Genomic DNA, 12289 nt, shown 5'->3' with positions numbered 1-12289 from the left:
TGCGTTGCCCGTGCTAGGTTTTCCGCAGCGCCGCCGCTGCGGCCCTTCGCGGACGAAGATCACCATGCCCATCGAGTTCCGCCTGCTCCGTGGCGAGGCCATCCGCCCCTTCATCGATGATCTGGCGCGCCTGCGGATCACCGTGTTCCGCGAGTTCCCCTATCTCTACGACAGCAGTCCCGAGAGCGAGACCCATTACCTCGATGCCTGCGTACGCTCGGCCTGGAGCCTGTGCGTGCTGGTGCTCGACGAGGGGCGGGTGGTCGGCGCCGCCACCGGCCTGCCGTTACAGGACGAGGCCGAAGACGTTCAGCGACTCTTCCTCGAACGGGGCTGGAACCCCGAACGCATTTTCTGTTTCGGCGAGTCGGTCCTGCTACCGGCCTACCGCAGCGGCGAGCCGGACCTGCGCTTCTTCGACGAACGCGAGCGTTATGCGCGTGGGCTGCAACGCTTCGACTGGTGCGCCTTTTGCGCACTGCAGCGCTCGCTGGCGCATCCGGCGCGCCCCGCCGGCTACCGGACACCGGACGAGTTCTGGTTGCAGCGCGGTTTCACTCCCCACCCGGCCTTGCGCACCGAGTACCACTGGCGGGACATCGGCGAGGCGTTCGAAAGCGCCAAACCCATGTCCTTCTGGCTCAAGGAACTGAGCTGATGCTCCGCATTGCCGCCGGCCGGTGACATGGAGCATGGCGACTCCGAGTGCTCGACCCGGACTTTCGACGGGTGGCAAGGCGGGGCGCGGTAGTTATGCTCCGGGCATAACTCTAAGAGGGACATTCCATGCTCCGACTGGCTCTGTGCGCCTTCCTCCTGCTGCTGGCCGGCTGCAGTACGCCCGGCGCGTTCTTCGGCGCGCTCGACGGCCCGATGTTCAGCGCGCAGCCGGGCGATCCGCAGCAGGCGACGGTGTACATCTATCGACCGCAGAACCAGTGGTCCGACGAGGAGCTGGAAGCGCCGGGGCTGTTCCTCAACAACGTGCTGATCGGCAGCCTGCCGAGCAACGGCTATTTCGCCATGACCTTCGCGCCGGGCAGCTACCAGTTGCAGATGCGCCGTCCGCTCCTGGGCAGCTTCTGGACCTTCTTCGCCGGCGGCACCCTGGACTTCACCCTGATCTCCGGCTTCGGCCTGGAGGCCAAGGCGGGCGAGGTCTACTACCTGCGCTACGACGAAACCCACACGCCGCCCAAATTCCAGCACAACGCGGGGGAGGGGGCCGGCCCGCTGAACCTGGTGGGCAGCGAACTCGGTTCGCGGGAAATTCCCGCCACGCGTCAGGTACAGGAGCCGGTGAGCATCGCCGCCAGCGGCCGGGAAGTTCGCAAGCCGGGCTTCTTCGAACGCATCGGCCTGTGAGCGGAAATCCTGTCCGGAGTTATGAGTTCACCTCATAACTCCTTGAGTTTTTATGGTTACCGGGCCGTTCGTGCCCGGTGCTAAAAACGTCGCAAAGCAAGCCCGGTTGCGGTGTAGTAGCGGCGTATTACCCGCTGCCCGCGCGACTGGCTAAGCTCTCCCGCATGCCCGGCCACCACGGCCGGGCCCTGCCGGGAGACGCCCACGATGGCCGCGAAGAAGATCCTGATGCTGGTCGGCGACTACGCCGAAGACTACGAAACGATGGTGCCATTCCAGGCACTGCTGATGGTCGGGCACACCGTCCACGCCGTCTGCCCGGACAAGAAGGCCGGCCAGAGCATCCGCACCGCCATCCACGATTTCGAAGGCGACCAGACCTACAGTGAGAAGCCCGGCCACAACTTCGCCCTCAACGCCGACTTCGCCGATGTGCGCGCCGAAGACTACGACGCGCTGCTGATCCCCGGCGGCCGCGCCCCGGAATACCTGCGCCTGAACGCCAGGGTGATCGAGCTGGTGAAGGCCTTCGACGCCGCGAAGAAACCCATCGCCGCCGTCTGCCACGGCGCCCAGCTGCTGGCTGCTGCCGGCGTACTCAAGGGCCGCGCCTGCAGCGCCTACCCGGCCTGCGGCCCGGAAGTGACGCTGGCCGGCGGCGAGTATGTGGACATCCCGGTGGACGCCGCCCATGTCGACGGCAACCTGGTCACCGCCCCGGCCTGGCCGGCGCATCCGGCGTGGCTGGCGAAGTTCCTCGAGGTGCTGGGTACCAGGATCAGCCTGTAGACTGGCCGACATCGAAGCTGGAGCAGCCGTTCATGTGCGAACTCTATGTCAAGGCCGACCCGATTCTCTACGAGTCGCGCTCGCGCTCGCTGCGCATCCGTGGCGTGGTCACCACGTTGCGCCTGGAGAACCAGTTCTGGGACATCCTGCGCGAGATCGCCGAGGTGGACGGCATGACCACCAACCAGCTGATCGCCAAGCTCTACGACGAGGTGATGGACTTCCGCGGGGAGGTGGTGAACTTCGCGTCCTTCCTGCGGGTGAGCTGCACACGCTTCCTCGCTCAGCGACGGGACAACGTGGTGGAGCTGAATCGGGTACCGCGTAGCGCGTGATGCACGCGGTCTGCTTTTCGTAGGACCGAGGGGGATGCCCAGTCCTTGCTCGCGAACAGGTTTCCGGCGGCACCAGCGCCGTGCGGTTCGCGAGCAAGCTCGCTCCTACAGGGAAACACCGTTGCTGCCGGCTGTTGTAGGAGCGGATTTATCCGCGATCGGCCAGCCACAGGTCGATGCCACAAAAATTCCACGCATGAAAAAGCCCGGCACTTGGCCAGGCTTTTTCAGGGAGCGGTCATGCAGTGATCACTGCACTTCCACCGCCAGGTTCTCGGCGATCTTCTTCTGCCAGATGGCCGGGCCGGTGATGTGCACCGACTCGCCATTGGTGTCGACCGCAACGGTCACCGGCATGTCTTTGACTTCGAACTCGTAGATCGCTTCCATGCCCAGTTCGGCGAAGGCCAGGACCTTGGACTTCTTGATCGCCTGGGCGACCAGGTACGCGGCGCCGCCCACGGCCATCAGGTAGACGGCCTTGTTGTCCTTGATCGCCTCGATGGCGATCGGGCCGCGCTCGGACTTGCCGATCATGCCCAGCAGGCCGGTCTGCTCGAGGATCTGGCGGGTGAACTTGTCCATGCGGGTCGCGGTGGTCGGGCCAGCCGGGCCAACCACTTCGTCACCGACCGGATCGACCGGGCCGACGTAGTAGATGAAGCGACCCTTGAGGTCCACCGGCAGCTCTTCGCCCTTGTTCAGCATGTCGACCATGCGCTTGTGCGCGGCGTCGCGGCCGGTGAGCATCTTGCCGTTGAGCAGGATGGTCTCGCCCGGCTTCCAGCTCTGCACTTCTTCCGGGGTGATGCTGTCCAGGTTGACGCGGCGCGCGGACGGGCCGGCTTCCCAGACGATTTCCGGGTAGGCGTCCAGGGACGGCGCTTCCAGTTCGGCCGGGCCCGAGCCGTCGAGCACGAAGTGCGCGTGACGGGTGGCGGCGCAGTTGGGGATCATGCACACCGGCAGCGAGGCGGCGTGGGTCGGGTAGTCCATGATCTTCACGTCGAGCACGGTGGTCAGGCCGCCCAGGCCCTGGGCACCGATGCCCAACTGGTTGACCTTCTCGAACAGCTCGAGGCGCATTTCCTCGATCTTGTTCTGCGGGCCGCGGGCTTTCAGCTCGTGGATGTCGATCTCGTCCATCAGGACTTCCTTCGCCATCACCGCGGCCTTCTCGGCGGTACCGCCGATGCCGATGCCGAGCATGCCCGGCGGGCACCAGCCGGCGCCCATGGTCGGAACGGTCTTCAGCACCCAGTCGACGATGGAGTCGGACGGGTTGAGCATGGCCATCTTCGACTTGTTCTCGGAGCCGCCGCCCTTGGCTGCGACGTCCACTTCCACGGTGTTGCCCGGGACGATGGAGTAGTGGATCACCGCCGGGGTGTTGTCCTTGGTGTTCTTACGCGCGCCGGCCGGGTCGGCCAGGATGGAGGCGCGCAGGACGTTCTCCGGCAGGTTGTAGGCGCGACGCACGCCTTCGTTGATCATGTCGTCGACGCTCATGGTGGCGCCGGCCCAGCTCACGTCCATGCCGACGCGGACGAATACGGTGACGATACCGGTGTCCTGGCAGATCGGGCGGTGGCCGGTGGCGCACATGCGCGAGTTGATCAGGATCTGCGCCATCGAGTCCCGGGCAGCCGGCGATTCTTCGCGCAGGTAGGCCTCATGCATGGCCTGGATGAAGTCAACCGGGTGGTAGTAGGAGATGAACTGCAGGGCATCGGCGACGCTCTGGATCAGGTCGTCTTGCTTGATCACGGCCATGGAGCACGGTCCTCTTCAGGCGGGAAAGTCAGGCGCGAGGCCTGTTACTTCGGGAGTACGCCGGCACGGTTCCGGCGAAAAAAGGCGCCGTAGTATACCGCTGCGGCCGCTTGCCGCGCACGCGCCAGTGATCCGACCTTGGTCCCAGATGGCCTGTCATCGCCCACATTCCGGTCGGCTAGGCATTCAGGCGCTTTGCTAGTAAATTGTAAGCCATGTGCCATTACGGGATGGAGCCCCATGAGCACACTGCTGAAACAGCGCGCCTTACAAAAACTACTCATCAGGCGATTCGGCATGGCCGTCGGGACTTATGCGCTGGCGCTGCTATTGCTGTGGATGGCTGTGTTCGGCGAGTTCTTCCGGGGCACCGTCGCCTTCGCGCTGGGTGCCACGCTGTGGGTAGCGGGGAGCCAACTGGTGCTTTTCTGGCTATTCCTCAGCGGACGCAACCGGCGCTTCTCCGACCCCAGCCTGACCGAACCGCAGGTGCTGGTGGCGATTTTCTGGCACACCCTGTTCCTCGCCAATGTCGATACCGCGCGGGGCACCCTGATGGTGTTCTACGTGCTGATCCTGCTGTTCGGCGTATTCCAGTTGCAGCCCAGGGTGTTCGCACGTTGCGCGGCGCTGGCGTTCATTGCCTTCGCCGGCCTGAACCTGTGGGAAGCCTTCGGGCAGCGCCTCGCACTGCCCGCCCAGGCGGTCCTGCAACTGCTGGTGCTGTTCATCGTGCTGGCCTGGCTCAGCCTGTTCGCCGGCTATGTCCAGGCGCTGCGTCAACGCATGCGCCAGCGCCGCTACGCGTTGCAGGCGCACCAGGACACCCTGCGCGGGATGATGCGCCAACTGGAAGACCTGGTGGCCACCGACGAGCTGACCGGCCTGTACAATCGCCGCCACTTCCTGCGCCTGGCCGGCCGCGCGCTGGACGGCATGCGCGCAAGCCAGCGCCACGGCCTGGCGCTGATCGACCTGGACCACTTCAAGCGCATCAACGACATCCACGGCCATGCCGCCGGTGACCGCGTGCTGCAGACCTTCGCCGCGGTGGCGCGGGCCTGCCTGCGCGAGGGCGACATCCTGGCGCGCTACGGCGGCGAGGAGTTCGTCCTGCTGCTGCCCAACGCCGATGCCGACCGCCTGACCTCCTGTTGCGAGCGGCTGCGCACGGCCTATGCCGCCGCCGAACCGGTGGGGGTGAACATCGAAGTGCTGAGCCTGTCGGTGGGGATGACCCTGCTGGAGCCCTGCGACGACCTCGACGAGGCCTTGCAACGGGCCGACCAGGCGCTCTACCGTGCGAAACGCAGCGGACGTAACCGCTGCGATGCCGCATGGGAGTGGATGCGTGCCTGAACTCCAGGCCGGAGCGCAACGCTGGACGGTGCAACCCGGTGTCAATCTGCTGGATGCCTTGCGTGAAGCGGGCGTCGCCGTGCCGTACAGCTGCCGTGCGGGGAGCTGCCATGCCTGCCTGGTGCGCTGCAGCCGGGGCGAGGTGCTCGACGCGCAGCCCGAGGCGCTGGATGCCGCGCGGCGCGATGAAGGCTGGCGGCTGTCGTGCCAGTGCCGGGTCATCGAAGACCTGGCCGTGGAGGTCTTCGATCCGCAGCGCGACGGCTTGCCCGCCAGCGTCGCCGAGCTGGACTGGCCGGCGCCGGACGTGCTGCGTCTTCGCCTCACTCCACAACGTCCGCTGCGCTACCGCGCCGGGCAACACCTGGTCCTCTGGAGCGCCGAAGGCGTGGCGCGGCCGTATTCGCTGGCCAGCCTGCCGGGCGTCGATCCCTGGCTGGAGTTTCACATCGATTGCCGCCTGCCCGGCGCATTCAGCGACTTCGCCCGCCGGCTGAAGGCGGGCGACAGCGTACGCCTGGGCGAACTGCGCGGCGGCGCCTTGCACTATGACCCGGAATGGCACGAGCAGCCGCTGTTGCTGATGGCCTCCGGTACCGGCCTTGCGCCGCTCTGGGGTGTGCTGCGCGAGGCGCTGCGCCAGCATCATGCCGGGCCCATCCGGATCATTCACCAGGCCCATGACAGCGCCGGCCACTACCTCGCCGAACCGCTGCGCGCGCTTGCCACGGCGCGCCCGGCGCTGGAGGTCACGCTGATGACTGCGGCCGAGTCGGCCGAAGTTTTGGCGCAACTCCAGCTTGTTTCGCGGCGAACCCTCGCCTTACTCTGCGGCCATCCCGACAGTGTCGATGCCTTCGCGCGCCGCCTCTACCTTTGCGGCGTACCGCGTGGCCAGACGCTGGCCGACCTGTTCCTGCCCCACGCCTGAAGCGGGCGCGCGGCCCCAATAGAAAAAGTCCAATAACAAGGAATTGCCATGAGCGAACAGATTCTCGTCGAGCGCGAGCAAGGCTTGCTGACCTTGCGCCTGAACCGTCCGGACAAGATGAATGCGCTGACCCGCACCATGTATTCCGCCCTGTCCGAAGCCCTGGAGGCGGCGCAGGCGGACCGTTCCGTGCGCGTGGTACTGATCACCGGCGGCGCCGAGTGCTTCACCAGTGGCAACGATATCGTCGATTTCCTCCAGCAGCCGCCCAGCGGCCCGGACAGTCCGGTGTTCCGCTTCATGCGCGCGCTGATGGACTTCACCAAGCCGGTGGTCGCGGCGGTGGCCGGCCCCGCCGTGGGCATCGGCACCACCCTGCTGCTGCACTGCGACCAGGTCTTCGTCGCCCAGGGCAGCAAGTTCAAGATGCCCTTCGTCAATCTTGGCCTGTGCCCGGAGTTCGGCTCCAGCTTCCTGGTGCCGCGTCTGGTCGGCCCGGTGAAGGCCGCCAGCCTGCTGATGCGCGGCGAAGGTTTCAGCGGTGAGCAGGCGGTGGCATTCGGCATCGCCAACGAAGCGCTGGCCGACGGCGCCGCCGCCATCGAGCGTGCCCGCGAGGTTTGCCAGGCGTTGCAGCAACTGCCGCCGGCGGCGGTGGTGCTGAGCAAGCGTCTGCTCAAGGCGCCGTACATCGAGGAATTGCGCCGGGTGGTGGTGGAGGAGGGGCAACTCTTCGTCGAGCGCCTGCACTCGCCGGAAGCCCAGGAGGCGCTGAGCGCCTTCACCCAGCGCCGCCAGCCGGATTTTTCGAAGTTCCTGTAAGGGCCCCGCCCTGATGAGGCCCTTGTAGGACCGAGGGGGCCCCCAGTCCTTGCTCGCGAACTGTCCGGCGCTTGTGTCGCCGGGAAGTCCGTTCGCGAGCAAGCTCGCTCCTACGGTGCTGTGGCGCGCATAGCATCTACGTCGGACATCCCGCGCCCATGTTGCCCACACAATCTGTGGAATGCACTGTGGATAAGCTCTGGGGCAACCCGGCGAACCCACGTCAGCCGTGACCTGCAGGGGATTGAGCGGTATTTGAGCGACGTCCGGCAGGTTGCCCACATAAGGTGTGGAAGGCGTTGTGGATAAGCTCTGGTGCAACCGCTGCAGTTCCGACTCCACGCGGCTTGAAGCAGATTGAGCAAGAATTGAGCTGCCAGTGGGCATCTGGCGAGCGGCTCTTTGTAGGAGCGAGCTTGCTCGCGAACAGCCCAGCCATAGAATCTCCGGCGAGCCCGGTTCGCGAGCAAGCTCGCTTCTACAGTCCCGTGGATCTGCGCTATGGACATGAAAAAGCCGCCCCGAGGGGCGGCTTCTTGTATTGGCCGAGATCAGACCAGCAGGTCACCCACGTGCAACACCTTCATGGTGTTGGTGCCGCCCTGGGCGGTGTAGCTGTCGCCCTTGGTCAGGATCACCCAGTCACCCTTGGTCACCACGCCACGCTGCAGCAGCGCGTCGACGGCTTCCTGGCTGACACGTTCCGGCGGCAGGGCGGCCGGGTCGAAGGGGATGGTTTCCACGCCACGGAACAGCGCCACGCGGGCCTGGGTCTCGCGGTGCGGGGAGTAGGCGAAGATCGGTACCGAGGAACGGATGCGCGACATGATCAGCGGGGTGTAACCGCTTTCGGTCAGGCAGATGATCGCCTTGATGCCCGGGAAGTGGTTGGCGGTGTACATGGCCGCCAGGGCGATGCTTTCGTCGCAGCGCTCGAAGGTCTGGCCGATACGGTGGCTGGACTTCTTGGTGGTCGGGTGCTTCTCGGCGCCGGCGCAGATGCGCGCCATCGCCTTGACCGCTTCCACCGGGTATTCGCCGGCGGCGGATTCGGCCGAGAGCATCACGGCGTCGGTGTAGTCGAGCACGGCGTTGGCTACGTCGGAGACTTCCGCGCGGGTCGGCATCGGGTTGTGGATCATCGACTCCATCATCTGGGTCGCGGTGATCACCGCCTTGTTGTAGCGGCGCGCGTGCAGAATGATCTTCTTCTGGATGCCCACCAGTTCGGCATCGCCGATTTCCACGCCGAGGTCGCCACGGGCCACCATCACCGCGTCGCTGGCACGGATCAGGCCGTCCAGGGCTTCGTCGTCGGCCACGGCTTCGGCGCGCTCGATCTTGGCCACCAGCCAGGCGCTGCCGCCGGCTTCGGTGAGCAGGCGACGGGCGTATTCCATGTCCTTGGCGTCACGCGGGAAGGACACGGCGACATAATCCAGGTCCATGCTCGCGGCCAGCTTGATGTCGGCCTTGTCCTTCTCGGTCAGGGCCGGCGCGGTGAGGCCGCCGCCACGGCGGTTGATGCCCTTGTGGTCGGACAGCGGGCCGCCGATCAGTACTTCGCAGACCAGTTCGTCGGCTTTCACTTCCTTCACGACCATGACCACACGGCCGTCGTCCAGCAGCAGCTCGTCGCCGATGCCGCAATCCTTGACCAGGTCCGGGTAGTCGATGCCGACGACTTGCTGGTTGCCGTCGGTGCGCGGGTGGCTGGTGGAGAAGCGGAAGGTGTCGCCGACCGCCAGTTCGATGCGCTTGTTGGCGAACTTGGCGATGCGGATCTTCGGACCCTGCAGGTCGCCCAGCAGCGCTACGAAGCGGCCGTGCTTGGCGGCGATGTCGCGCACCAGTTGGGCGCGGGCGCGGTGTTCGTCGGGAGTACCGTGGGAGAAGTTCAGGCGGGCGACGTCGATCCCGGCGAGGATCAGCTGTTCCAGCACTTCGGGAGAGTTGCTGGCTGGGCCGAGGGTGGCGACGATCTTGGTGCGGCGAAGGGACATGCGGGACTCCTAGGGGAAAGCAAGCAGCGGTCAGGCTGCCCCTGGATCCTGAGCCGGCTCTGGGGCAGCCAGGGCGCCATCTTACTCTGTTTCAGGTGACAGGTCTGATCACCAGCAGATCGCATTCCACTTCTTCGAGCACCCGTTCGGCGGTCTGGCCGATCAGCGCGTTGTCGAACTGTCCACGGGCGACCGCGCCCATCAGCAGCAGGTCGATGTCGTTGTCGCGCACATAGGCGGGAATCACTTCCTCGGCGAAGCCCTGGCCGAGCCGAGTGCGGGTCCGGTCGATGGCCGGGTACTGTGCCAGCAGGGCATCGAAGGCTTCACGGTGGTGGGTTTCGGTGCGCCGTACATAGTTGTCATAGTCGGCCAGCAGCTCGGCGTTGAACGCCAGGGTGTGCGGCAGCGCGACGTAGGCGTGCAGGTAGTGCGCCTGGAGTTTCAGGCGTTGTTCGAACTCGCGGGCCACGCCGATCAGGCGGTGGTCCAGCGCCGCCGGCTTGTCGCTGGCGTGCAGCGGGTCGAGTGCCGCGCACAGGCGTTCGCCGCGCCATTGGCCGTGCTGCACCAGCCATAGCGGCTGCGGGCAATGGCGGATCAGTTGCCAGTCATGATTGGTCAGCACCAGGCGTCTGAGCAGGCTGTGGTGGTGGGCCGACTTGAGTACCAGGTCGGGCTGGCTCTGTTCGCAGTGCAGGACGATCTGCCGATGCAGTGGTTTGCCCCAGCGTACCTGGCATTTCACTTCGAGGCCGGCCTGGCGCAGCGGGGCGGCGAGTTTTTCCAGCCAGGCGAGGCGTTCGTCGAGCAGGCTCTGCCGGCCCCGCTCGAGATCGCTCTGCTCCAGCAGCAGGGTATTGTCCAGGGCGGGATTGAACTCGCAGGCCAGCAGCTCCAGGCGGGCGCCGCTGCGTTCGGCGATCCACTGGGCGCGGGCGAGCGCGGGCTGGTCCTCGCGGGTGGGGTCGATGATGACGAGCAGGTGCTTCAGGTTCATGGCGGCGTCCTCGCGCGGTCTGCGCTCATTGCAGTGCAAGCGTAGACACTGCCGCTTGACCTGTGTCAGCGGCGTGGTCGGGTTCCGTCGTCAGTTGCGCGGTGAGGTCTGGTTCAGCACTCGGTCCAGGTGGCGTGCGCCTTTCTCGGCCAGCTCGCCGTCGGGGAACTCGGCGAGTTGCCGGCGCAGGTAGGCGATGGCCTGGTTGCGGTCGGCGTGCGGGTTGTCCGGCGCCATGTACATCAGGCCGAGCTGGTACAGCGCCTTTTCGCGGATGTCCGGCGGGATGGCCGGGTCGTTGGCGCCCAGCAGGTAGAGCTGCGCGGCCTCGGCGACGCGGTCCTTGAGCACCGCGCGGCGCGACAACAGGGTCATGTCCGGATCGAGGCTGGGTTTGTTCAGGTCCAGGTTGTACTGCGGTTGCCAGTCCGCCAGCAGTTCGCGGGCGTTCTTCTGCACCGGGTCCCTGGCGCGCTGGCGGATCATCAGGATGCGCGCGTCGGCGTGCGCGGCGGCCTGGGTGCCGGGGAACTCGCGGTCGATGCGCTCGAAGTACTGCTGCGCCTTCGCATCGTCGCGCTGGTCGTTGAAGCGGCTCATGTAGATCAGGCCGATCTGGTACAGCGCGATGGCGCGTACTTCCGAGCTGTAGCGGGTGTTGTCGTAGCCGCTCAGGTAAAGCTTCTCGGCCTCGGCGCTCTTGTTGTCGCGGATGGCCTGGGCGCTGTAGGTCAGCAGGTCGCCTTCCTCTTCCACCGCGGCGGTCATGCGCTTGTTCTTCAACTGCTTGTATTCGGCGACTTCGCCGGTGGTGATCTGCGCGACGAACAGCGGGGTGGTCGGGGCGCAGGCGGCGAGCCAGGGCAGCAGCACGGCGAACGGCAGGGCAATCGAGAGGGCATGGGCTAAACGCATGGCAGCTCCTTTGCGCCAGGGCGAAGTCCACGTGAGTCTAGTGGCGGGCTTCAGTACGGCCAAGACGGGCCGATACACTTCCCAACGGAGGATATGCCCATGCGAACCCTGGCCACCCTGCTGCTGCTCCTGAGTGTTACCGGATGCACCAGCTGGTCGATGAATTACCACCTGAACAACGCCTACCGTTCGTACAAGAGCGGCGATTGCGAGCGAGTCATGCTGGAGCTCTCGGAAACCGAGCGCAAGAGCCGCGCGCGGCCCTGGTTGCAGCCGGAGATATCCATGTTGCGCGGGCAATGCCTGGAGCGGCAGAAGTTTTTCGTCGATGCCGCACAGACCTACCAGTTCATCATCGCCCGTTACCCGACCAGCGAGTATGCTTACCGCGCCAAGGCCCGGCTGGAGACGCTGCGTCTGAATGGCCGTCTGCCCGGCGATACCGCGCGCAGTTATCCAGTCACGCCCTGACCGCCGGTCGGTGCTGAGCTTGAGCGGTACCGATCGCTGGCTAATCTCATGGAGTGACTTCACGGAGGAGGTTGGAATGCGCGCCCTGTGGCTCTGCGTCTGGTGTTTTCCCCTGTTGGTCTACGCCGACATCTATCGCTGGACCGACGCGCAGGGCAAGGTGCATTTCAGCGAAACCCCACCGCCGGGGGCGCAGCGCATCGAAGTGAAGCCCCAGGTCGTCGAGCGTGATGCGGCGACCCGCGAGCGGGAGGAGCGCACCCGCCGGTTCTACGATGCCCGCCGTGACGAGCAGGCCGCCGCGCAGACCAAGGCGGTCCGGCAGCAGGCCGAGCTGAGCGCCCAGTGCGCGCGCTGGCAGCATGACCTGAATACGCTCAGCCTGGGCGGTCGCTACTTCACGAAGGGCAGCGACGGTGAACGAACCTACTACAGCGATGCACAGATTGACGCCGCTCGTCGCGAGCTCGAAGCGCGCCTGGCGGAAGGTTGTCGTTAGGACTGGCCCTGAGCGGGCGGCATCGTC

13 protein-coding genes are annotated in these 12289 nt (G+C 66.0%); 9 read left to right on the top strand and 4 right to left on the bottom strand.

Going from position 1 to position 12289, the window contains the following annotated elements:
- Positions 1-70: 70 nt before the first annotated feature.
- From ACYCAX_RS05015 to ACYCAX_RS05000, 4 genes are all read left to right on the top strand, one after another.
- Positions 71-658: a GNAT family acetyltransferase gene (locus ACYCAX_RS05015; protein ID WP_294975296.1), complete on the top strand. Its 588-nt coding sequence runs from the start codon at positions 71-73 to the stop codon at positions 656-658.
- A 128-nt stretch (positions 659-786) separates the two neighbouring features.
- Entirely contained in the window at positions 787-1365 is a 579-nt protein-coding gene (locus ACYCAX_RS05010; protein ID WP_015478794.1) for a DUF2846 domain-containing protein, read from the top strand.
- A gap of 207 nt (positions 1366-1572) precedes the next feature.
- Positions 1573-2154, top strand: a complete 582-nt coding sequence (locus ACYCAX_RS05005) for a DJ-1/PfpI family protein (protein WP_294975227.1) — start codon at positions 1573-1575, stop codon at positions 2152-2154.
- Positions 2155-2186: 32 nt separating this feature from the next.
- Entirely contained in the window at positions 2187-2489 is a 303-nt protein-coding gene (locus ACYCAX_RS05000) for a ribbon-helix-helix domain-containing protein (protein WP_015478792.1), read from the top strand.
- 249 nt (positions 2490-2738) lie between these two features.
- On the opposite strand, the gene ACYCAX_RS04995 is transcribed toward ACYCAX_RS05000, so the two are convergent.
- A complete protein-coding gene (locus tag ACYCAX_RS04995) occupies positions 2739-4262 on the bottom strand; it encodes a fumarate hydratase (RefSeq protein ID WP_054908611.1) in 1524 nt (507 codons plus the stop codon).
- 297 nt (positions 4263-4559) lie between these two features.
- Here ACYCAX_RS04995 and ACYCAX_RS04990 point away from each other — a divergent pair, with 297 nt between their 5' ends.
- Genes ACYCAX_RS04990 through ACYCAX_RS04980 form a run of 3 tightly spaced genes read left to right on the top strand, consistent with a single transcriptional unit; the run spans position 4560 to position 7374 of the window.
- Positions 4560-5621 (top strand): GGDEF domain-containing protein, encoded by a 1062-nt coding sequence (locus ACYCAX_RS04990; RefSeq protein ID WP_294975235.1) that lies wholly within the window; start codon positions 4560-4562, stop codon positions 5619-5621.
- Entirely contained in the window at positions 5614-6552 is a 939-nt protein-coding gene (locus tag ACYCAX_RS04985; protein WP_015478789.1) for an iron-sulfur-binding ferredoxin reductase, read from the top strand. Before ACYCAX_RS04990 ends, ACYCAX_RS04985 begins: the two co-directional genes overlap by 8 nt.
- Before the next feature lie 48 nt (positions 6553-6600).
- Positions 6601-7374, top strand: coding sequence for an enoyl-CoA hydratase-related protein (locus ACYCAX_RS04980; RefSeq protein WP_460247506.1), 774 nt, complete (start codon positions 6601-6603; stop codon positions 7372-7374).
- A 551-nt stretch (positions 7375-7925) separates the two neighbouring features.
- Here ACYCAX_RS04980 and pyk read toward each other — a convergent pair.
- The 3 genes from pyk to ACYCAX_RS04965 all read right to left on the bottom strand — a co-directional run bounded on the left by pyk (position 7926) and on the right by ACYCAX_RS04965 (position 11292).
- Positions 7926-9377, bottom strand: a complete 1452-nt coding sequence (gene pyk, locus ACYCAX_RS04975) for a pyruvate kinase (protein ID WP_015478787.1) — start codon at positions 9375-9377, stop codon at positions 7926-7928.
- Between the two features lie 91 nt (positions 9378-9468).
- Positions 9469-10377: a universal stress protein gene (locus tag ACYCAX_RS04970; RefSeq protein ID WP_294975246.1), complete on the bottom strand. Its 909-nt coding sequence runs from the start codon at positions 10375-10377 to the stop codon at positions 9469-9471.
- A 90-nt stretch (positions 10378-10467) separates the two neighbouring features.
- Positions 10468-11292, bottom strand: a complete 825-nt coding sequence (locus ACYCAX_RS04965; protein WP_460247505.1) for an outer membrane protein assembly factor BamD — start codon at positions 11290-11292, stop codon at positions 10468-10470.
- A 99-nt stretch (positions 11293-11391) separates the two neighbouring features.
- Here ACYCAX_RS04965 and ACYCAX_RS04960 point away from each other — a divergent pair, with 99 nt between their 5' ends.
- Both ACYCAX_RS04960 and ACYCAX_RS04955 read left to right on the top strand, forming a co-directional pair.
- On the top strand, positions 11392-11763 hold the full coding sequence (locus ACYCAX_RS04960) for a tetratricopeptide repeat protein (RefSeq protein ID WP_015478784.1): 372 nt from the start codon (positions 11392-11394) through the stop codon (positions 11761-11763).
- A gap of 76 nt (positions 11764-11839) precedes the next feature.
- On the top strand, positions 11840-12262 hold the full coding sequence (locus tag ACYCAX_RS04955; protein WP_015478783.1) for a DUF4124 domain-containing protein: 423 nt from the start codon (positions 11840-11842) through the stop codon (positions 12260-12262).
- Positions 12263-12289: the final 27 nt, after the last annotated feature.

It is taken from the genome of Pseudomonas sp. MT3 (assembly GCF_054720805.1).
Note: the sequence above shows the minus strand (reverse complement) of the source record. Positions and strands in the feature narration are given on the sequence as shown.